Below are 21,800 nucleotides of genomic sequence, written 5' to 3' on the forward strand. Positions count from 1 at the left end.
AATTACCTTATACCTATTGTCATTACGTTATGCTGTGTTTAGACTCACACCATGGCTCGGGCAAAGCACACTGAAATCCGGGAGTGGGTCGAATCGGAAATCCATTCGGGGCGCTTCTCTGTCGGCGACAGGTTACCGACGGAGATGGAGCTCATGCAGCGATTCGGCGTGAGCCGCAATCCGGTGCAGAAAGCGATGTCCGGATTGGTTGAGGCGGGCATCATCGTCCGTCGACGAGGGTACGGGTCGCTGGTTGCATCAGCGGGCTTACGCGGCAACCCGCTTCGACTGCTCAATCCGACGCTTACCGGGCCAGAGATCGAGGGCGGCCACAGAGTCGTCAGACACCACGTGGCTTCGACCGAAAACTTTCCGCTCAGTAAAGGGGTACTGCCTTCGGGGGTTCCGGTGGTGGAGCTCACCAGGATGAAGTTGGACGGCGCTTCGGCCCCGGTCATCCTCGAGCGCTGCGTCGTTGACCTCTCCAAGGTGCCCAATCTTCTCAATGAGCACCTTGGAGAACTGACAACAGTTGCCTACTACAACTCGTTGCATATCAACGTGCGTCGTGTCACTTCGGTACTTGACGCTGTGCACCTCGACGCAGCAGATGCCACGGAACTGGGGATCTCGACCCAGACGCCGGTGGTGAGGCAGGTACGAACGGTGTACATCGGCGAAGCCAAGCCCATTGAAGTTGCAGAGTTCATATTCCACCCGAGCAACATGACCTTGGAGGTAAGCCAAATTGACAGCCCATAAAACCAATCGCGTTGCGGTTGTAGGCGGCGGCATTATCGGCACTATGACCGCATGGCAGCTCGCGAGTCGGGGACTCGACGTCACAGTGTTCGAGCAGTGGAACACGCCAAACGACAGGGGCGCCTCAGCCGGTGAGTCACGGATCTTCCGAACCATCTACAAGGAGGGTCCTGAATATGTCCCATTGCTTAAAAAATCCAGGGACAAATGGGATGAGTTGCAAGCATGTCAACACATGGATGTGCTCGACATGTGTGGCGGGGTCACGATAGGCCCTCCAAGCGAACCTGATGTCGCGGCAGTCATTGACTGTGCCAAAGCGGCGGATTTGGACCACCGCGTCATTAACGCCAAAGAGATGGCGGAGGAGTACCCGCAGTTCGCTCTCGATGAGGACGAAGTCGGTGTCTACGATCCGGGCGCGGGGATTTTCCGGCCCGAACTTGCGGTGCTGGCTGCGCGCAATGAGAGCATCCGTCATGGGGCCGAGTACAGGTCGTACGCCAGAGTCCTCAACATTCGCTCCGTCGCCTCATGCGTCATGATCGATACCGCGGATGGTCCAATTGGGTTCGACTCCGTCGTCATCGCCACCGGGCCATGGGCCAGCGAGCTGAGCGGACTCGATCAGGCGATGGTCGCAGCCAAACGTCTGGTCGCGATGTGGTTCCCCGCTATGAACGTCTCCCTGCACCAGCCGCGATCGATGCCGATCTCCATTCGACGCAACGACGTGGGCGGCTTCTCCTGCTTCCCCGTAGTTGACGGTGCAGGGGTCAAGATCCTTCCGCACCATTTGCCGTGGCAGGACCTGGGCGATGTCAATGACCTGCCACGGTTCATCGAACCCGAAACGGTCCGCGCGACTGAACAGACCGTCCAGCGCCTGATGCCTGGACTGGACCCAACTGCCGTGCGTGTCTCGACCTGGACCGAGGGGTTCACGACCGATGGAGCGCCCGTCGTAGGCCCCTCGCCGCTTGATGACCGGATCATGCTCGCAGTAGGCATGTCAGGACAAGGCTTCAAATTCTCCCCAATGATCGGATCGATCATCTCCGATTTCGTGGAGAACGGGTCTTCCCGCGACTCACTAAGAATCATGGATCCGGACCGCTATATAAAGGAGCCTGTACGATGAACATCGGTCTTACTGCCCTCATTGCGATCGCATCGGTCGTTGTGATCGGCATTGGTGCGGGGATCGCCTTCTACGTCGGTCGCAAGAAGAATACCGAGGAAGATTGGATTGTGGGCGGCCGCAGTCTTCCGATCTACGTCATCGCATTTACCCAGTACGCAACGGCCGTCGGTGGCGGTGTCCTCGTTGCGCACGTCGGCATCTCCTATGCATGGGGATTCTCGGTGTATTGGTACGAGCTATTCGTCATTGTCGGCATGCTCATCCTGGCTCTCTTCGCCAACTGGTTGCGGAAGCGCAAATTCAGTACTATTCCAGAGATCTTCACCCGTCTCTATGGCGAGCACAAGACAATGATGACGATTGTCGCGATCGCGGTCATCATCGTCCCTTTCGGCTGGCTGGCCACTCAGTTCGTGGCATTCGCGAGCCTATTCAGCGAGGTGACAGGAGTGCCGTTTGCGCCGCTGATAATCGCGATGGCTATCATCACGTTGCTCTTCGTCCTTCCAGGCGGCCTGACCTCTGTTGCATGGACTGACTTTTTCTTTGGCGTATTCATGATCGGTATGTCTGTCGTCATCGCCGGATATGCGATCCACGCCGCCGGGGGATGGGGAGACGTAGTCGCCAAAGTGCCGGACGATATGTTCGCCCTGCCTGAAGGGCTTACGCTCGCCGGAGGCTCCACCATTCTTCTCTGGCTGTTCGCTATCCTGCCCGGGACACTGACGAACCAGCTCTACTACCAGCGAATCTTCGCTGCCAAATCCGGAAAGGAAGCCCGGACCGGGATTTATCTCAGCTGCGTCATGATTCTAATTGCCGGGACGTATGCGCTGATTATCGGTGTTGCCGTTCACGCGATGAACCCGTCGTTCGGAGTTGAAGGGCGTGAAGATGCGGCAGGTTGGTTCCTCACACAAGTTCCTGTGTGGTTGCTTGCGATATATGGGGCGTTCCTGATGGCAACCATCGTGTCGACGACCGGCTCGGCCCTCCAATCGGTGGTCGCCAACTTGATAAACGACCTCCGCAACGCCTTTGTGAATAGAGAGGCGGATACCCGCAACCGGATCTCCTTATCCCGCTGGTGCACGGTCGGCGTCACAATCGTCGCCGCCGTCCTTTCTATCGTCTACCCGCAGGCCCTGGGGTGGCTCGTAGCAACGTATGCGTACTCGGCGTCGATCCTGGCCGTGCCGCTGCTTTTCGGAATCATCATGAGCAAGCGGTACAACGTCAACGTAGCTGTGGCATATGCCTCGATGGCCGCCGGATTCATTGGGTGCGCCATCGCCCATGTGCTCGGGACGACAATTCCCTATGCAGTATTCGGGATCGTCGCGAGTCTCGTCGGATACATCGTTGCGCTGCTCATCGCCCGGCCCGCCACCGTTGCCCAGCAAGAGGAAGCGACTATCTCATGAGGATCTGCGTTATCGGAGCAGGCATACTCGGCTTGACGACCGTATACGAATTGTGCTGTCGAGGTCATGATGTCACGATCGTGGATCGCGAGCATGCCTTCGCCGGTGCAAGTCACCGCTCATTCGCGTGGATCAATGCGAACAACAAATCACCGGCCTCCTACCATCGGATCAATGCACTAGGCGTCGAAGAGCATCAACGACTGCAGGATCGGTTTCCTTCGGACAGAGAGTGGGTCCACATGAGCGGAAATATTCTTGCGGACTTTTCGGCCTCATATGCGGAAACCTACGCAAAGCGCATCGAAACGGCGGACGAAAACGATTACCCAGTTCAGCGGATCAGTCGAGACGAGTTAAAGGCGTTGGAGCCGGAGGTCGAGTGGCCGGATAATGTCGAAGGCGCTCTATTCTTCCCTGAGGAAGGGTACCTGGACAACGACATCCTCGCTGAAGAGATAATTGCCTCGCTTGAGACGCGTGGCGTCGGGATAGACCGGGCTGAAGCTGAGCGAATCGACAGTTGCGAATCATCAGCAACTGTTGTATTCACCGACGGCCGTGAGGCACAGTTTGATCGCGTGGTCATTGCCGCAGGAGCTGGATCACGGGAGCTTGGTGCGACCTCCGGCTGGGAAATCCCGGTCGCTGACCTCTCGACCCCATCGCCTCGGACCCACAGCCTGCTGGGCCTGACGAAGCCGAAAAATATTGGACTACGCCGAGTCATCATCTCCGACCGCATCAATGTCCGCCCGCGGCACGACGGCAGGATGTGGGTTCAGGTGCCCGGAATCGAAGTCCGGGTTGAAGAGGGAGAATCACGGAAGCTTCTCTCGGAAGTGGGCTTGGTGATGGAAGCAGAACTTGAGAGGCTTTTTGGCAAAGAAGTGCCGATGGAGAAAGTGATCTTCAGTGGCCGCAGTTTTCCAGAGGACGGTATGTCGATCGTCGGGCACGTCGATGAGTGGCGAAAAGTCTACTGCGCCATCACGCACAGCGGGATGACCTTGGCAGCACTTTTCGCACGTCTAACAGCCGACGAACTTGAGGGAGCGGAATCCGAGCTGCTGGCGGACTTCCGGCCTTCTCGGTTTGCCGGCGAAGTGATTCAACCTGCCGACGACAATTTCATAGGCAAGCAATGACACTTGACCTTGCGGGGTATTCGGCGGTGCGACCGGCCACACTCCACCGGCGAGTCAGCTCAGAATGTCCTTGGTGCTGAACCGCCCGTAGGCCAGAGCTCCGAAAACGGCGATGTAGCCCAGCTGCAGCAGCGCATTATCGGCGTACGAGTTCCACGCGATGGGTTGGCGCAGCAGGTCGGCGAAGCCGATCCAGTGGTGGCTGAACAGCCAGGGATGGAGCCACTCGAGCTGCGGGAGGCTATCCAGGATTTGCGACACCACCGCGGCGACCACCGTGGCGGCCATCGCACCGACCGGCATGGTGGTCATGGTGGAAATGAACAGTCCGATGGCGGTCAGGCCCAGCAGCGAGAGCGTCACGTAGCCGGCCAGCAGCACCAGTCGCACGGCGTATCCGGCGCCGCCGATGGTGTCGCCGGACAGCAGCGTCACGGGCCCTACGGGAAACAGCATCGCCCCGATGGCCGCTCCGGTGAGCACCACGACGGCGGTCGCGGCGAGGCAGAACAGTCCAGCTCCGGCGAACTTGACCAGCAGCAGCCGCACCCGGCCGGTGGGGGCGACCAGCAGGTAGCGCAGGGTGCCCAGGTTCGCTTCGCCGGCGATGGTGTCCCCGGCCACCACTCCCACAGTCAGCGGAAGGAACAGTGGGATGGCGACGGTCAGGGCGGTGAGCGAAACGAAGAGTCCGTTCTGGGTGATGCTGTCCAAAAAGGCCGGTCCACGGCCGGACGATGGACCTTCGGTGATCCGGACTGCCACGGCGATCAGGATCGGCACGGCCGCCAGGGCCGCCAGCATGGCCCAGGTACGACGGCGGCGGAACAGCACCGTGATTTCGGACGCCAACAGCGCGAAACCGGCGTTACGGGTGGAGTTTTCTGGCCCGGCATGTCCGGGGGAGTCAGTGGTCAATGTCGAACCCCTCTCCGGTCAGCGCCACGAAGCGGTCCTCCAGACTGGTGGCGTCGGCGGCGAAACCGCGCACTCGCACCCCGGCCGAGACTAGCGCGGCGTTGACGGCCTCGGGGTGCAGCCCGGGTACGGTCAGGTCCGCCGTGACCGTGGCGGCAGCCATCGGGCCGCCCTGGTCGGGCTGCAGCCCCAGCGAGGCCAATACCTGGCGCGCGTCGCCAACATCCGGGGTCTCGATCCGAAGCTGGACGTGGTCATGGCCCCGCAGCTCCTCGAGGGTGCCCTGGGCGACCAGTCGCCCGGTGCTCATCACCGCGACGTGGGTGCACATCTGTTCCACCTCGGCGAGCAGGTGGCTGGAGACGAAAACTGTGCTGCCGCCGTCGGCCAACGAACGGACGAGGTTGCGCACCTCCCGGGTCCCTTGCGGATCCAGACCGTTGCTCGGCTCATCCAGGATCAGCAGATCCCGCGGCGTCAGCAGTGCATTGGCAATGCCCAGCCGCTGCTTCATGCCCAGCGAGTACGCGTGTGCGCGCTTCCCGGCGGCGTGCGAGAGCCCCACCCGCTCCAGCGCTTCATTGACCCGTCGCCGCCTGGTGGAACGCGGCGCATATCGGTCGGCGGTGTCGAGGCGGTGCAGGTTCGCCCGCCCGGACAGGAATGGATAGAATGCCGGGCCTTCCACGAGGGCACCCACCCGGGGCAGCACTTCCGCTGCCGCGTCCGGCATCGCGCCATCGAGCAAACGGATGGTTCCGCTGGTGGCCGAGGCCAGTCCCAGCAGCATCCGGATGGTCGTCGTCTTGCCCGAACCGTTGGGCCCGAGGAAGCCGAACACCGAACCGCGCGGCACTGACAGTCCGACGTCGTCGACCGCCTGCTGGTGCGCGAAAGACTTGGTCAGCCCACTGGTCTCAATGGCTGCCGGCGCGGTCACCGTGCCGCGGCGGCCATCAGCGACTCGGCGCTGACGGCACCGATCAGTACCCGGCCGTCGTCGGTGAGCATCACCGAGACCAGCTCGGTTTGCAATACCTTGCCGCCATCGACCGGGCGCATCAACTGCTGCAGCGTCCGTTCACCCCGGTTGGAGTCGGGCCTTCCGTCGAGGGCGCTGTCGGCGGGCAGCGAGAGGATGCTGTTCCAGCCTTCGCCGATCACGGTCGGCTGCTCTGCGGTCTGGCCGGCAGAGCCACCGGGGCCGGGTTCGCTGCCCGGGCCACGCTGGTGTTCCTTGGCCATCGGGTGCTTCCCCTTGGAGGGCACGTCGGTGACGGAGGCGCTCTGCGGGGGCGTGAACTCGAACAGGCTGTCCGCCGGCGCCGTGAAGTCGATATCGGTGAAGGTGACTGAGTAGGCCGGCGCTGTGTCGCCCCGGGCAGTGATGGCGAAGCTCAATGGCATGCCGGTCTGCGAGTCGACGCCGAGGGTGACGGAGCCGATCAGCGTGTCGGATGTCTTCGGCGTCAACTCGAGTTCGTAGGCACTGCGTCCGGCGATCGTGGCTGTCCCCGAGACCGTGACGGTGGTGGAGGGTCCGATCTTGGCAAGGAACCGCTCCGCCAGGTCCGCAGGGGCGCCTGGCTTCAGGGCGTGGCCGGGCGTACTGGCGTTGCCGTGGGGGCTGGCATTCCCCTGCTTCTGCTTCGCGGCGTGGTCGGGCCGCTTGAGGTGGGTGGCCTCGTTGGTGCGGGAATTGTAGGTCCAGACCTCGTCGTCGTTGACAATGATGTCGCGCTGGGACATCTGTTCCATGATCTGGATGCGCAGTTGCTCGTCGTCCCCCACATGCACCTGCGCCTGGTGCGATCCGGTGAGCATCTCGAGGGTGTTGGCAGCACCGCCAGTCCCGCCATCGGGCGAAGAGTGCGGCGAGCCGCTGGAGGGCAGTTGGGGCAGACCGAGATCAGAGGTTTGTTTGACGGTGCCGGAGTATGCGGTGTCATCACTTTCGGCGATGAAGGTGAGCAGTTGCTGCGGCGTCTTGTCCGGCAACTGCGGCGCGGCACCGGCGACCGTGGGCACGGTTGCAGCGACGACGACGGCGGCCGGCGCGATGACGGCCGGCATCCAGCGCAGCAGGTTCTTTTTCATAGGTGGCACCTTACGGAACGCAACACCCGGTTCGGCGTGTTCTCTATGGGTTAACGCTACACCCGAAGCGGCCGGCAGATAACAGTTTGGCCTACCCTGCCCGGAACGGGCAGGGTAGGAGGCTGGCCCAACTATAGTGACGTAGAAGGGGAAGGGGGATTGACTCGTGAATTTCTTCGAATTCCTGGTGGCTCGTAGCGAAGACATGCTGGAGCTGGGGCTGGGACACGCCGCACTCGTCGGTGCCGCAGTGCTGATTGCAACTGTGATCGGCGTGCTGCTGGGCATTGCAACCTATCGCAAAGAGAAACCCCGCGAGGCAATCCTCGCCGTGTGTGGTGCCTTCCTGACCGTTCCCTCGTTCGCCCTGTTCGTCTTGCTGATCGGCCCACTTGGCCTGGGTTGGAAGCCCGTGCTGGTCGCGCTGACGATGTACGGGCTGCTGCCCATCGTGCGCAACACGATAACCGGGCTGCGTGAGGTGGATCCGGCCATTGTCGAATCGGCCCTCGGGATGGGCATGAGCCGCAGACAACGGCTGTTGCGGATCGAGCTACCGCTGGCCTGGCCGGTCATCATCACCGGCGTGCGCGTCACCACCCTCGTGCTGCTCGGCATCGCCGCGATCGGCTCGATCGTACTCGGCCCCGGCTACGGCGAATTCATCTTCACGGGGCTGGCGCGAGTGGGCACCCCCGTTGCCGTCAACCTGGTGCTCGCTGGAACCCTCGGCGTGATCGTCCTCGCCATCCTCTTCGACCTTGCCTTCTATCTGCTGCGCAAGATCACGACCTCCCAAGGAATCCGATGACCAGTCCAACCAATGCGACGTCCCATGACGGCCGGGTAATGATCCGGCTCGAGGAACTGACCAAGAAGTTCCCCGGCCAGAAGCAGAACGCGGTCGACAGCTTGACCCTGGACATTCCCGAAGGCGACATCGTCGTGCTGGTCGGCCCCTCTGGTTGCGGCAAGACCACCACGATGAAGATGATGAACCGCATCATCGAGCCCAGCTCAGGGCGGATTATTCTCGATGGCGAAGACGTCACCTCCAGCGACCCGGACCAGCTGAGACGGCGGATCGGCTACGTCATCCAGCAGATCGGCTTGTTTCCGCACCAGAGTATCGGCGAGAACGTCGGCACGGTTCCGAAGCTGCTCGGCTGGGACTCCAAGCGCATCTCCACGCGGGTCGATGAACTCCTCGAGATGGTCAACATGGAGCCGTCGCAGTTCCGCAACCGGTACCCGAAACAGCTCTCCGGCGGGCAGAAGCAGCGCGTCGGCGTCGCCCGCGCTCTGGGAGCCGACCCGGACGTGATGCTGATGGACGAGCCCTTCGGCGCCATTGACCCGATCACCCGCGACCGGCTGCAAAACGAATTCCTCCGCCTGCAGTCCGAAGTCCGCAAAACGATCGTGTTCGTCACCCACGACATCGATGAAGCCATCAAGATGGGCGACCGGATCGCGATTCTGCAGGACGGCTCGCATATTGCGCAGTATGACACCCCGGAACAGATCCTCACCGCCCCTGCGAATGACTTCGTCGCAGACTTCATCGGCAAAGGAGCGTCGCTGAAGCGGCTTAACCTCAGCCGGGTTGCCGACATCGGCCTTAAGCAGTTGCCCACCGTGCAGTTGGGAACCGACCGCGAGGGAGTCATGGCGGCGCTGCGGCAGACGGAACTGAGCGCCGTGCTGGTGCTCGACGGCGAAGGCAGACCCCTTCGCTGGGTCGGCGCCGAAGATTTGCAACGAGGCGGCGGCCGGCCGCTGGATGAACTCGGTCTGGCTCCCGAAGCCGCCGTGGAGGCCCGAGCCACCCTCAGCGACGCGCTCAATGAACTGATCACAGCCCGATACAGCATCACTATCGTGGTCGACTCCCGCGGCGTATATCAGGGGGTTGTGGATATCGACCAAATCAACGACGCCATCCGCACCATGCGCAGCACTGCCGTCGCAAAAGCCCGTGAGAGCCTGACCGACGACTCAATGGCGGAACAGGGGCGGCTGCCATGACTTCAGCCGCTGAAGCTCGAAAGCATGACAAGGACCAGGTCGTCTCGACGCCGGCGCGGACCTCCCGCCGCACCCTGACCGGGTATCTGGCCTTGCCGGTGATCCTGGCGGCGGTGTGTTTGGCGATGTACTTGTGGATCTCCTCGCTGGAGCTGGACAGCATCGAGGCGCGCTCACTGAACGCCTCGTCGCTGGCCATCGCCACGTGGGAGCACGTCCAGCTCACGGCCGTCTCCACCGTGATCACCCTGCTGATCGCGGTTCCCGCCGGGATCATCCTGACGCGTCCCTTCACCGGACGGGTGCGTCCGTACCTGTTGACCCTGCTCAACCTGGGTCAGGCCGTGCCCACCATTGCGATCCTGGTGCTGCTGGCAGTGGCGTGGCTATTCCTGGGGTTCCAAGCCGCCATCGTCGGGTTGGTGCTGTACGCGATCGTGCCGGTGCTGTTGAACACCATGGTCGGACTGGAACAGGTCGACGACTCCATCCTCGAGGCGGCGCGCGGCATGGGCTATTCAAAGATGGGCGCCCTGCGCAAAATCGAGCTGCCGCTGTCCGTGCCGATCATCCTGGCCGGCGTGCGCACTGCGCTGATCATCAATGTGGGCACCGCGACCCTGGCGGCGTATATCAACGCCGGCGGCCTGGGCGAAATTATTGTGGCCGGGCTGTCCACCAACCGTGTGACCGTGCAGATCGTGGGTGCTGCTCTGACGGCGGTGCTGGCATTGCTGATTGACTACATTGCCGGCCTGGCTGAAGACATGCTGCGGCCTGAAGGACTGTGAGGCAACCAAACGGCCCGACGACGACGGCGGGCCCGGACCGAGAAGAGGAACAGTGAACACCACTTACCGAAAGACAAAGATGATGGCCGCCTTTGCAGCCATCCTGGGACTTACGCTGACCGCCTGCGGCGGCGGTTCGGACGACGGCGGCAACGCCGGCGGGGGAGACGGCGGCGGGAAACTGGCCGGCGCCGAGCTGGCCGTGGGCTCGAAGGAATTCACCGAATCCAAAATCCTCGGCCAGATCACGGCCCTTGCATTGGAGGATGCCGGCGCGGAGGTCAACGAACGGATGGGCATCTCCGGCAGCGCCACCGTCCGTGAGGCGCTGGAGAGCGGTGAGATCGACATGTATTGGGATTACACCGGTACCGGCTGGGTCAACATCCTCGGCAACACCACCAAGAATGTTCCCGACGACCTGTATCAGGCGGTGAACAAGGCCGACAAGAAGAAGAACAACGTCGTGTGGCTGGAACCGGCGCCGTTCGAGAATACCTACCGTATCGCCGTGCCTGAAGAGTTCGGCCAGGAAAACAACCTGACCAACATGACCGAGGCGGCTGAGTTCATCCGGAACAATCCCGACCAGGGCGCGGTCTGTGCCGCCAGCGAGTTCATCAACCGCAGCGACGGGCTGCCCGGGCTGGAAAAGTTCTACAACTTCGAATTCTCCGAGGTGGTCGAGCTGGACCTGAACCTGATTTACACACAGATCGGCGAGTCCTGCAACTTCGGTGAGGTCTTCTCCACCGACGCCAGGATCGTCTCCAACAACCTCACGGTGCTCGAGGATGACAAGGGCTTCTTCGTGGAGTATCAGGGTGCGCTGACCATGCGTCAGGAAGTCCTGAAGCAGCACCCGGCGATTGAGAAGATCATGGCCCCGATCAGTGCAGCGTTGACCGACGAAGTCATCACCGAGCTTAACGGCAAGGTGGACACCGAAGGCCAGCTCGAACGTGACGTCGCCGAGGAATGGCTGAAGAGCGAAGGCTTCATCGAGTAGAAGTTAACGGGCATTTACGAAGCCCGGTCCAAGTCGTCCGGATCCTCGGTGCCGGAGGTCGACGATTCGGGTCGACGATTCGGGTCGTCGCTCCGAACGCGGGGCCGGACCGGGTCGGGGCGGCGTGTCCCGTAGTGGGCGCGCTGTCCCGGTTCGGGACGCGGCGGATCCTGTTCGCGGCTTGGCAGTTCCAGGCAGAGGTGGTGCAGTGGAGCGATAAATGCGGCCGGTCGGCGTGACGGTCTCGACCGTATGTCTGGTGCCGGGGATAGGTCTGGATTCGTATCCGGAGGCCTCTTTCGCCTGGTTGCACCGTTCACACAATCCCTGGCCGTTGTTTTCGGTGGATTGTCCACCGACGCCGTGGGCGAGGATGTGGTCAATGTGGCGGATTGGCGCATCGCAGTAGGGGGTGCGGCAGGTTTGGTCGCGGGCGATGATCATTCGGCGTAATCCCTTGGGGAAGGTCCGTGCGGTTGAATCCATGCCGATCAGTTGGCCTGTGCCCGGAGCGGTGTACAGGCGGCGGATCCATACGTCGCTTTCGGCAACGTTTCCTTGCCTGATGCGGTCTGAGCCGGAGCCTGTATCGGTGCCAGAGTCAGAGTCAGTACCGGTGCCTCCGGCGTCGTCTGTGTTGGCATTCCGGGGTCCAAGGAGGACGTCGCGGGCCCAGCCGGCCGGAACGGTTCCATAACCTTGCAGATGCGCCGGTTCGTGATCGCCGGCCAGCAGGGTGCGGTCAGTCATGACGAGTTGGATCTCGATTCCGGCGCCGCCGGCTGCACCGGGCAAGCCGTCCTGCTGGTGTTCGGGACGGGTGACACGATCCACCAGTGTGTCGGCCATAATCTGGCCCCGTCCACGTGTGTCACCGCTTGCACGCAACTGGTCGGCGACCCGCTGCAGTGCGGCCTGGACGGCCACGCCTTGGGCGACCGGCAGGAGTCCTGTCACGTAGGTCATCGTGTCCGGCGCCGGCCGGCAGGTAACTGTCCGCTCCGACGCGGCCTTGGCCGCACGGCGCACCACCGAATGCGGGTCACACCGGTAGGCCTCCTTCTTCGCCATGGCGGCCAGCTTCTTGTTGCCGAGGCCGTCCAGCGCCCGTGGATCGGCGGCAAGGGCTTCATCGACCCGGCTTCGGTCGGAGGCATCGAGGCAGGCGGTCTCTTTGACCAGGAGGGTCGCCCGCCACTCATTGAGTACTCCGGACGTGAGGGCGGCCAGGGTATGCGGCATTTCTGCAACCAATGCCTTGGCCGCGCCCAGGTGTTGTCCGCCCGCGTGGGGGCTGTCCTGCCGTGCCTTGCCGATCTCTCCGGCGACGCCTTCGCCGATTTTGGCTGTACGGACGCCGGCATCGGCTTGAGCCTGGCGTCGTGCCGCGTCATAGACAACGGTGGCCCGCGCCTGTGCCGCCGCGGCCGCAGACTTCAACTTCTCCAGGGCGGTGATCCGGTCCAGCAACTCCGCATCGCCGCCGGCCGGCTCCAGGTCACCCAGCACCATCGCGACATCGTCAACCCAGGAAGAGTCCCGGGTCGCAGGGCTCCCGTTGGTCACTCCGGTGGAATGACCGCCGGTTCCGGAGGCTGATGAGTGGAACATACATTCGAGATTATCCGGGCCGGCAACAACCTTCTACGGGCTACTGCCGCCATGTGGACAAATCCATGGTCACGCAAGGCGGTGGAGGACAAGAGGGACGGAATTACGCCTCGACGAACCGCCCCACGTTGGCCTGTGCATTCACCCCGGGCAGCGCTCGGGCGAACATCCGGTAGTAGGCCAGTTCCTCGCCGGTGCGTAGCGGCGGTTGGAGCACATCGCGCTCCCGCGCCAAGTCGTCGTCGCTGACCGTACCGCCGAAGTGAGCGCGGAGCACATCGTTCATGCCGGTGCCCTGTCCGAATTGTTCCTTGGGCCGCCACAACACCTCGTCGGGCAGCCATCCATTGAACGCAGTGCGCAGCAGCCACTTGGCGATGCGGTCGTCGCTGGTGAGCTTCCACGCCGGCGGCAGCGCCAGCGCCAGCTCGACCAGGTCCAGATCCAGGAAGGGCAGCCGCGGCTCAAGCCCGTGCGCGGCTGTGACCCGGTCCACGCGCTGCAGCCCGCCGATGTGCAGTCCCTCGATGGTCTCCAGCAGGTCTTCGTGCAGCGCTTCACCGCTGTCGTGCTGACCGTAGTGGGTGTAGCCCGCGAAGAGTTCGTCGGCCCCTTCGCCCGCCAGCACAATCTTCACCTCGGCCGCCGCCAGCTTGGCCACCATGTAGTTGGGCACGGCACTGTGCACCAGCGTCGGGTCGAACGACTCCAGCGAGGCGATCACCTCGGGAACCAGGTCGATGGCGTCGTCGGCGGTGTAGACGAGTTCGCGATGGTCGCTGCCCACGTGTTCGGCCACCAACCGGGCAGCCACCAGGTCGGCGCTGCCTTCCAGCCCGGCGGCGAAGGTCTTCAGCTTGGTTCCTTGTTTCTCCGCCTTCCGGGCCGCGATGGCCGTGACCACGCTGGAGTCCACCCCACCCGAGAGCAGCACCCCGGCCGGTACATCGGCCTCCATGGCGCTGTCCACGGCACGCACAAGCGTTTCGCGGATGGCATCGAACACCCACCGCGGCGGCTCCTCGTCGGGCTCGCGGCTCTTCAGCAGCACCGGCGCTCCGGTCGGGAACTCGGGGCGGGCAACCAACCCGTCGTCGGGCGTCCAGATCTGTCCGGGAGGGAACGGCTTGACGTCGGCAGACCAGTCGGCGTCGAAAGCCTTCAGTTCCGACGCGAACACTACGGTCTCCCCGCGCCGCGCCCAGTACAGGGGAGTAACGCCGAGCGGGTCGCGGGACACCGCGAACCGGCCATCCTCGGCGGCGATGATCAGCGCATAGGTTCCCCACAGCTTCTCGAACGCGGTAGTGCCCCTGGCATCGAACAGCTGCAGTGCCGCTTCGAGATCGGAACGGGTGGAGAACCGCTCGGCGCCCAGCACACTGCGGATCCGGTCGTGGTTGTACACCTCACCATCACCGACCAGCCACACACTCTGTGAACCGTTGGACAACGGCTGGCCTTCGCCGCCGGGCGCGACAATCTCCAGGTTCCGGCTGCCCAGCCACGCCGAACCGACCTGGCGCTGTCCCTCGCCATCCGGGCCACGATGGGCGAGCCGGGCAAGCATCCGCTGACCCATGGCCGGATCGGAGGGGTGGTGTATTGCGACAATGCCTGACATCGATCTCTCCTGGAATAGTTCGTTTCCTCGAGTTTAGACATGAATCTGCCGGTGGAGACCGTTGCGGCCGAAACGCTGGATTCCACTGCGCCTTGACCCGGTGCGTCGTTGCGCACTGTCCGGCACTATGATCAGGTGGAATAGGTGCCCGGCGCCGCTCCGGAGGGATGGAGACTTCCGCGTCTATCCTTCCAAGGGCATTGAATGCTGCTGGTGATCCGCCGAATGGAGCCGCCGGACTCAAATCTACACGTACGTCAGGGCAGCTAGACCTGCCTTGAAGGGATGGAGCATACCTGTGACTGCCACGACGACGAGCCCGGAGAAGGCCGCGGGCCCGGATATCCGGTTCGAGGCGGGACGCCGGCGCACGTTTGCCGTGATTTCGCACCCGGACGCTGGCAAATCCACGCTGACGGAGGCCCTGGCATTACACGCACGGCTGATCCAGGATGCAGGGGTGACCCATGGGAAGGCCAGCCGGCACGGCACTGTCTCGGACTGGATGGGTGTGGAGCGCGACCGCGGGATATCCATCAGTTCGGCCGCGCTGCAGTTCGAACACCACGGAACCGTCTTGAACCTGGTCGATACACCCGGCCACGCCGATTTCTCCGAGGACACATACCGCGTCCTGGCCGCGGTGGACTGTGCTGTGATGCTCATCGACGCCGCAAAGGGTTTTGAGCCCCAGACGCTCAAACTCCTCCAGGTGTGCAAACAGCGGGGCCTGCCCATTGTGACGGTGATTAATAAGTGGGACCGGCCCGGACTTGATGCGTTGGAACTCATCGATGAGGTCGGCCGACGCACGGACATGCTGCCGGTGCCGCTGACCTGGCCGGCCGGATCTGCCGACAGCTTCGAGGGCCTGATCGATCTTCGCCATGATCAGTCGATCGGACTGGAAGCGGTTGAGGGCGGAGCGCTGCCCGCCCGCGAGAGCGACGTCAGCGTATCGGAGCTGCCGGATGAGTCCGCCGCGTTGTGGGAAGCAGCCGAGGAATCGGCAGAGCTGGTGGGATCGGCGAACGGCGGATTCAGCCCGGAAGCGTTCCGCGCTGCCGAACAAACCCCGGTCCTATTCACGGCGGCCGCACGAAATTATGGTGTCCGGCAACTGTTGGACGTGATCGGCGAGCTCGCGCCTCCGGCCGTGACACGGACATCGGTCCACGGTGAACCACGGGATGTGGACAGCGATTTTTCCGGGTTTGTTTTCAAGGTCCAATCCGGCCAGAATTCTGCGCATCGGGACCATATTGCATTCATGCGGATCTGTTCAGGGATGTTCGAGCGGGGCATGGTGGTGACCAACGCCCGCACTAAGAAGCCTTTCGCCACGAAGTACGCCCACCGGATGGTGGGCCGGTCCCGCCAGGGGGTGGACACCGCCTGTCCCGGGGACGTCGTGGGGCTGGTCAATGCCGCAAGTCTGCGAGTTGGAGACACCTTGTACAGCGGGGAGCCGGTGGAATTCGCCGGGATTCCGCACTTCGCCCCGGAACATTTCACTGTGGCGCGTGCGCTTGACCCCGGACGTTATAAGCAGTTCCAGCGCGGCATCGGGCAGCTCGAGCACGAAGGCGTTGTGCAGGTGTTCCGGTCGGAGCGCCGCGGTGACCAAGCGCCGGTGCTGGCCGCCGTCGGCCCGCTTCAGTTCGAAGTTGCCGAACAACGGATGCGCGAAGAATTCGGTGCTCCGGTCAAACTCGAGGCACTTGACTACACCTTGATCCGAACCTTGGCCGAAGGCGCCAATACTGCGCCGCTGTCCTTTCGCGGCGGCGAAACCCTTCACCGCGGCGACGGGGAAGTGGTGGCGCTCTTCGCGGACCGGTTCAAGCTGACGCACTTTGACGAAGACTTTCCGGACGTGTCGATGAAGGTTGTTGGTCTCTGAGGCATCAGCGTGAGTTACTTCCGACACAGTGACCCTCGGCGTGACGATGGGCCGCTCTTCGTCGGAGACGATACGCAGATAGATGCTTCGCAGCGGCCGTCATCGGTAAATGTCACTGCGGCGGTCGATGTGCACTACTTCCAGCCAGTGTTCGTCCTCAACGATTGCATAGACGATTCGATAGTCCCCGGGCCGGGCTGACCGCAGGCCCGCCAACTCCGCGCGGAGTGGCTTTCCGACCCGCGGCGGGTTCTCGGCAAGCGGACCGAAAATGAACTCGACACACTGCCAGCACTGTATGGGAACCGGATTCAATATTGAGGGTCGGCCTTAAGCGGCTGAGGGCCCCGCAGCTCCTGGCCGCGGGACCCTCAGTGATCCATAACAGGGAACCCGTCCCTGTCTTCGTTTACAGTTTACGGCCGATGCAACTACGCGTCGACCAGTTCCCGATCTTGCTGCTGTGCCTCTGCCTTACGCCGCCGCAGATGCTGGACGGCGCTGAAGATCAGACCTGCGGCCAGCACGATATACAGGGTGATTGTGAACGGGCTGCTTACCAGCACGCCCAGATCACCTTCCGACACGGACAGCGCCCGGCGCAGTTCGGTTTCGGCCAGCGGCCCGAGGATCACTGCGATCAGCACCGGCGCCACGGGGAATGCGTACCGGCGCATCACAAACCCGAGCAGGCCAATGCCCAGCAGCAGCCACAGATCGATCGTCGAGGAGCTGATGGCATAGACGCCGAGCATGGCCAGCACCGTGATGGATGCGTAGAGGTAATGCCGTGGGATCAGCAGCAGCTTCGCCCACAGCGCCGCGAACTGCAGGTTCAGCACCAGCAGCACCACAAGGCCGATGAACATGGAGGCCAGCAGCGGCCATACCAGGTCGGCGCCGCGCTCGAACAACAGTGGCCCGGGCTGCAGTCCGTATTGCTGGAAGGCGGCGAGCATGATGGCGGCAGTGGCCGACGTCGGCAGTCCGAGGGCGAGCAGGGCGCCCATGGCCGTTCCCGCCGTCGCGTTGGACGCCGCTTCCGGAGCGGCCAGGCCCTTGATGGAGCCGGTGGTGCCGAAGTCCGTGTCGCCGTTGCGCTGGGCCAGCTTCTTCTCTGTGCCATAGGCCAGGAAGGTCGGAACTTCGGATCCGCCGGCCGGGATGACGCCGAACGGCAGCCCGAAACCGGCGCCGCGCAGCCACGCCGGCAGCGCCTTCTTGAACTCGGACGGCCGCAGCCACGGCCGGCCGCTGGGCCTGATCTGGCTGTGGTTCGGATCGCGGTGGATGCGCGAGGCGACGCTGATTACTTCGCCCAGGGCCAGCAGTCCCACCGTGATCACGATGATGGAGATACCGTCGAACAGCTGAGGCAGCCCCAGGGTGAACCGCGAAGTCCCGCTCGGTCCGTCCACGCCGACAACGGACAGTGCCAGACCGATGCCCAGCGCCGCCAAGCCTTTGATCATGGAGTCGGAGACGACGGCGGAGATCGCCAGGAACGCGAACGCGGCCAGTGCGAAGTATTCGGCAGGGCCGAACAGGGTGGCCATCTGTGCCAGCACCGGGGCGAAGAACACCACCACGGTGGTCGCGAGCAGGCCGCCGATGAAGGCGCCGATCGCCGCCGTCGCCAAGGCCTTGGCAGCGCGTCCGTCCTTGGCCAGCTTGTGGCCTTCGATGCTGGAGGCGATAGCCGAGGAATTGCCCGGGGTGTTGAGCAGAATGCCGGACGTGGAGTCACCGAACAGCCCGCCGAAGTACACCCCGGCGAACATGATGAAGGCCGCGGTCGGATCAAGCGAGAAGGTCACCGGCAGCAGCAGGGCCACGGCCATCGCCGAACCCAGCCCGGGCAGCACGCCGACGGCGGTTCCCAGCACCGCGCCGACGACCACCCACAGCAGGTTGATCGGGGTCAGCGCATCGGCAAACCCGTCGAACAGCAGGTTCAAGGATTCCATTTAGAGCACACCTTCCAGGAAGCCGGACGGCAGGTTCAGGCCGAGCAGCGCGTTGAACGCCAGCTGGATGGCCGAAGAAAAGAGGATCGCAAGGCTCGCGTCGAACAGCCGGCGCTTGCTTCCCAGCACAAAACAGACCATCCAGAACAGGAAGGCGGCGCTGAGGATCCAGCCGGCAATCGGGAGCAGCAGGATGAAGGCCACGATGGAGCCGACCAGGATGCCGACGGTCTTCCAGTCCGTGTAGGTCTTCGGTTCCGGTGTCTTTGGATCGGGCGTCGCGCCGTCGGCATCGGGGTCGAGCGCATCGGTGTCGTCCGGCCCGGATTCGTCAGCCGCTGCCTCTTTGCCCCGCGCCGGGTTGCGCAGGATCTGGAAGCCCAGCACACCGGCGACGGCGTAGAGCATGACGCAAATGATCGTCGGGAAGAACTTCGGGCCGGGCACGGTGTCGCCGGCTACGTCCATCGTGACGGTTCCCACGGTCAGGAAGATCGCCACCGCCAACACCAGCGCCACGACAACGAGTTCGCTGCGCCCGGTCCAAAAGGACCGCTTCGGTGCCGGTGCGGCAGGTTCAGTATTGGTGTCTGCTCCGTCCGTGCCCGTGCCCGTGTCCGGACGGGTTGCTGTCTTGTCAGTGATGCTCATAGTCCCAGATCTTCCACAATTGATTTGGTGCGCCGGATTTCCTTGTCGAGGAATTTGTCGAGTTCATCTCCGGTCATGAAGCTGTCGGTCCAGTTGTTGCGCTCCAGCGCGTCCTGCCACTCGGGGGTCTTGCGGGTCTCGGACATGATCTCCACGAACTCCGCCTTTTCCTCCTCGGTGATCCCCGGTGCGGCGGCCACGCCCCGCCAGTTCGCCATCGAAGCGTCGACACCCTGTTCCTTGAAGGTCGGAACGTCGATGTCGGGCAGCGGCTTGGGGGCGGAGATGGCCAGCGGGCGCAGGTTTCCGGCCTCAATCTGCGGGGCGACCTCGTTGTAGCCGGACATGCCGGCCGTCGTCGTGCCCGAAATCATCGCCGTCAGCGCTTCACCGCCGCCGGAATAGGCCACATAATTGACCTTTTCGGGATCGATCCCCACCTTCTTCGCCACCAGACCGGTCATCAGGTGGTCGATCGAACCCAGCGACCCGCCGGCGATAGAGGTTCCGCCGGGATCTTTTTTCCACGCGGTGAGGAAGTCCTCAAGGGTCTTGTAGGGGGAGTCCGCCGGGACCACCAGGGCCGCATAGTCATCGGAAACCCGTGCAATCGGGACGATGTCTTCCATGGTCTCGGGTGAGTCGGCGAGCTGGATGGCGCCGATCATCACCCCGCCGGTGACCATCAACATGTCATTGCGGCCCTCCATCTGGACGAACTGGCTCAACCCGATCGTGCCGCCGGCACCGGGGACGTTGACCACTTGGACATTATTGACAACGCCGTTGGCGCGCATCGCCTGCTGGTTTTCGCGGGCAAAGCTGTCCCAGCCGCCGCCGGGGGAGGCCGGCGCCATCAAGGTGAGCTTTGTTCTGGCAGTTGCGCCACCGCCGGCCGAAGCTGCATTGACGAAGGCCAGCGCGGCTATCACGACGACGGCCACCGAGTAGACGGTCCGCCGTATTGGGTGTTTTCTCATCAAGTTCCGTAACCTCTGTGTTGGATCTCCTCGTTGACTGGTTAATCACAGTGACAGAGATGTGAGCCGCAACACGGCGAAATTCCGGTTCTGAAAATAGAACCCAGTATTGAAACTTAAGTTCACGGCCGCGACGTTAAGGTTCGGATGATCAAGAGAAGACCTGGAGGTGTGGTGAACAAGGACCGGTTTCCGCTGCGCCTGCAGCTGCTGGGGCTGCAGGTGTTCATTGTGCTCGCCCTGGTCTCCGTGGTGCTGGCCTTCGTGGTCAAGATCGAGGCGGACCAGATCCGCGAAACCACCATTGAGAGGGTGCGCGACGTCGCCACCCAGACGGCGTCGCTTCCCGTCGTCGTCTCCGGGTTGCAGAGCGCGGATCCGCCCCGGGACATCGCACCGGTGGCAAAGCTGGTGGCCGACGCCGCCGGGGTGGATTACGTAGTGGTCGTGGACATGGATGGTATCCGCGCCGCTCATCCGGATCCGGGCCGCATTGGCGAGCACGTTTCCTCCAATCATGAAGACATCCGGCAGGGCGGCTCCTTCGTCGGCGTGCAGGAGGGGCCCGTGGGGGTCACCCTGCGGGCCAAGGTGCCGGTGTACGACGGCGACACAATCGTTGGAACGGTCTCCGTCGGGATCCTCGAGAGCCGGATGCAGGACGACCTGCAAGGCACCGTGGCCGCGCTGGCACCGTGGACCATCGGCGCCGTCGTACTCGGGGTGCTGGCCGCAGCGTGGGTGACCCGGATGGTGCGGCGGCGGATCTTCGGGCTGGAGCCGTCCGAAATCGCCTCGCTGATGCAGTCCAACGAGGCGCTGCTGCACAGCGTGCGCGACGGGGTGGTCGCCGTCGACCCCCAGGGCAGGCTCGGGCTGATCAATGACGAGGCCTCCCGCCTGCTGGGTATCGGACCGGACGTGGTGGGCCGGCCGGCAAGCGAGGTGCTCGACGACGACGTCGTCGCGCTGCTGCAAAGTTCTGAGCCGACGGCGGAGGAGCAACAGTATGTGCTCGCCGGTGAACGCGTGCTGCTTGCGGCGCGCAGCGACGCCTGGGTGGATGGACGGCACGTGGGACGGACCCTGGCCCTGCAGGATCGCACCGAACTGGAGAGCACCCTGCGGGACCTGGCCGGACAGCGCTCCACCGCCGAAATGCTCCGCTCGCAGACCCACGAATTCTCCAACCGGCTGCATATCGTCTCCGGACTGCTGGACCTGGGCGAAGTGGACGAATTGCGCCGCTACATCGGCACCCTGACCGGGTCGGACCCGGAGCAATTCCCGGACTCCGGCATCGCCGACCCCTCGCTGGCCGCACTGATCAACGCCAAGTCCGCTGTGGCACGGGAGGCGGGCGTCACGCTGACGATTGACCCGGAAAGCACTGTCGAAGACAGCTCGGTGGACGATGACACACTGACGGTGCTGGCAAACCTGATCACCAACGCCACCGAGGCCGCCGGAGCGGGAGGCGAGGTGCTGGTGAAGCTCGCGCTGGACTGCGGCGGCTCGACGATGACGGTCGGCGACACCGGCCCCGGCGTCGCCGACGACCAGCGCGGCAGCGTGTTCACCCGGGGCTTCAGCACCAAGTCCGTGGCCGACAACCCCCAACGCGGCATCGGGCTGGCACTGATCCAGCGCATCGCTGCCCGCCGCGGCGGCTCTGCGCACGTGGGCAGGTCCGCATTGGGCGGGGCCGAGTTTATCGTCAACCTGCCAGCGGAAAGGTGA

General features: G+C 63.5%; 19 protein-coding genes. 10 read left to right on the forward strand and 9 right to left on the reverse strand.

Annotated features, from left to right (window positions below):
* Positions 1–51 precede the first annotated feature (51 nt).
* Genes H535_RS27530 through H535_RS0101745 form a run of 4 tightly spaced genes read left to right on the forward strand, consistent with a single transcriptional unit; the run spans position 52 to position 4,481 of the window.
* Positions 52–762, forward strand: a complete 711-nt coding sequence (locus tag H535_RS27530; RefSeq protein WP_051298324.1) for a GntR family transcriptional regulator — start codon at positions 52–54, stop codon at positions 760–762.
* Complete coding sequence (gene solA, locus H535_RS0101735; RefSeq protein ID WP_026818171.1) at positions 749–1,903, forward strand: N-methyl-L-tryptophan oxidase; 1,155 nt, start codon at positions 749–751, stop codon at positions 1,901–1,903. Before H535_RS27530 ends, solA begins: the two co-directional genes overlap by 14 nt.
* Entirely contained in the window at positions 1,900–3,333 is a 1,434-nt protein-coding gene (locus H535_RS22905) for a sodium:solute symporter family protein (RefSeq protein ID WP_035767934.1), read from the forward strand. Before solA ends, H535_RS22905 begins: the two co-directional genes overlap by 4 nt.
* Positions 3,330–4,481: an NAD(P)/FAD-dependent oxidoreductase gene (locus H535_RS0101745; RefSeq protein ID WP_026818172.1), complete on the forward strand. Its 1,152-nt coding sequence runs from the start codon at positions 3,330–3,332 to the stop codon at positions 4,479–4,481. Before H535_RS22905 ends, H535_RS0101745 begins: the two co-directional genes overlap by 4 nt.
* Before the next feature lie 54 nt (positions 4,482–4,535).
* On the opposite strand, the gene H535_RS0101750 is transcribed toward H535_RS0101745, so the two are convergent.
* Genes H535_RS0101750 through H535_RS0101760 form a run of 3 tightly spaced genes read right to left on the reverse strand, consistent with a single transcriptional unit; the run spans position 4,536 to position 7,496 of the window.
* Positions 4,536–5,399 carry an ABC transporter permease gene (locus H535_RS0101750; protein WP_026818173.1) on the reverse strand — a complete coding sequence of 288 codons (864 nt, stop codon included), beginning with the start codon at positions 5,397–5,399 and terminating at the stop codon, positions 4,536–4,538.
* Entirely contained in the window at positions 5,389–6,339 is a 951-nt protein-coding gene (locus tag H535_RS0101755; protein WP_026818174.1) for an ABC transporter ATP-binding protein, read from the reverse strand. The genes H535_RS0101750 and H535_RS0101755 overlap by 11 nt, the downstream gene beginning before the upstream one ends.
* A complete protein-coding gene (locus H535_RS0101760) occupies positions 6,336–7,496 on the reverse strand; it encodes a LolA family protein (RefSeq protein WP_026818175.1) in 1,161 nt (386 codons plus the stop codon). Before H535_RS0101760 ends, H535_RS0101755 begins: the two co-directional genes overlap by 4 nt.
* 166 nt (positions 7,497–7,662) lie before the next feature.
* Between H535_RS0101760 and H535_RS0101765 the strand changes: the two genes are divergently transcribed.
* The 4 genes from H535_RS0101765 to H535_RS0101780 are packed head-to-tail and all read left to right on the forward strand — an operon-like array spanning position 7,663 to position 11,324.
* The gene (locus tag H535_RS0101765; RefSeq protein WP_026818176.1) at positions 7,663–8,307 is read left to right on the forward strand and encodes an ABC transporter permease; all 645 of its coding nucleotides are present in this window, start codon (positions 7,663–7,665) and stop codon (positions 8,305–8,307) included.
* Positions 8,304–9,524 (forward strand): ABC transporter ATP-binding protein, encoded by a 1,221-nt coding sequence (locus H535_RS22910; protein ID WP_035767937.1) that lies wholly within the window; start codon positions 8,304–8,306, stop codon positions 9,522–9,524. The genes H535_RS0101765 and H535_RS22910 overlap by 4 nt, the downstream gene beginning before the upstream one ends.
* Complete coding sequence (locus H535_RS0101775) at positions 9,521–10,315, forward strand: ABC transporter permease (RefSeq protein WP_026818177.1); 795 nt, start codon at positions 9,521–9,523, stop codon at positions 10,313–10,315. The genes H535_RS22910 and H535_RS0101775 overlap by 4 nt, the downstream gene beginning before the upstream one ends.
* A gap of 52 nt (positions 10,316–10,367) precedes the next feature.
* Positions 10,368–11,324, forward strand: a complete 957-nt coding sequence (locus H535_RS0101780) for an ABC transporter substrate-binding protein (protein WP_155838468.1) — start codon at positions 10,368–10,370, stop codon at positions 11,322–11,324.
* Positions 11,325–11,327: 3 nt separating this feature from the next.
* On the opposite strand, the gene H535_RS22915 is transcribed toward H535_RS0101780, so the two are convergent.
* Positions 11,328–12,935: an HNH endonuclease gene (locus H535_RS22915; RefSeq protein WP_245580109.1), complete on the reverse strand. Its 1,608-nt coding sequence runs from the start codon at positions 12,933–12,935 to the stop codon at positions 11,328–11,330.
* 103 nt (positions 12,936–13,038) lie between these two features.
* Entirely contained in the window at positions 13,039–14,559 is a 1,521-nt protein-coding gene (asnB, locus tag H535_RS0101790) for an asparagine synthase (glutamine-hydrolyzing) (RefSeq protein ID WP_026818179.1), read from the reverse strand.
* Positions 14,560–14,857: 298 nt separating this feature from the next.
* On the opposite strand from asnB, the gene H535_RS0101795 reads away from it, so the two are divergent.
* Entirely contained in the window at positions 14,858–16,462 is a 1,605-nt protein-coding gene (locus tag H535_RS0101795) for a peptide chain release factor 3 (RefSeq protein WP_026818180.1), read from the forward strand.
* A 99-nt stretch (positions 16,463–16,561) separates the two neighbouring features.
* Here H535_RS0101795 and H535_RS0101800 read toward each other — a convergent pair whose 3' ends face one another.
* The 4 genes from H535_RS0101800 to H535_RS0101815 form a co-directional block, all read right to left on the reverse strand.
* Positions 16,562–16,777: a type II toxin-antitoxin system RelE family toxin gene (locus H535_RS0101800; protein WP_026818181.1), complete on the reverse strand. Its 216-nt coding sequence runs from the start codon at positions 16,775–16,777 to the stop codon at positions 16,562–16,564.
* Between the two features lie 116 nt (positions 16,778–16,893).
* Entirely contained in the window at positions 16,894–18,429 is a 1,536-nt protein-coding gene (locus tag H535_RS0101805; RefSeq protein ID WP_026818182.1) for a tripartite tricarboxylate transporter permease, read from the reverse strand.
* Positions 18,430–19,080, reverse strand: a complete 651-nt coding sequence (locus tag H535_RS22920) for a tripartite tricarboxylate transporter TctB family protein (protein WP_051298329.1) — start codon at positions 19,078–19,080, stop codon at positions 18,430–18,432.
* Positions 19,077–20,060, reverse strand: a complete 984-nt coding sequence (locus H535_RS0101815; protein WP_026818183.1) for a Bug family tripartite tricarboxylate transporter substrate binding protein — start codon at positions 20,058–20,060, stop codon at positions 19,077–19,079. Before H535_RS0101815 ends, H535_RS22920 begins: the two co-directional genes overlap by 4 nt.
* A 174-nt stretch (positions 20,061–20,234) precedes the next feature.
* Here H535_RS0101815 and H535_RS0101820 point away from each other — a divergent pair, with 174 nt between their 5' ends.
* On the forward strand, positions 20,235–21,800 hold the full coding sequence (locus H535_RS0101820) for a sensor histidine kinase (RefSeq protein WP_211236499.1): 1,566 nt from the start codon (positions 20,235–20,237) through the stop codon (positions 21,798–21,800).

This window comes from Arthrobacter castelli DSM 16402, from assembly GCF_000430705.1.
In the GTDB taxonomy this organism is placed as follows: Bacteria; Actinomycetota; Actinomycetes; order Actinomycetales; family Micrococcaceae; genus Arthrobacter_C; species Arthrobacter_C castelli.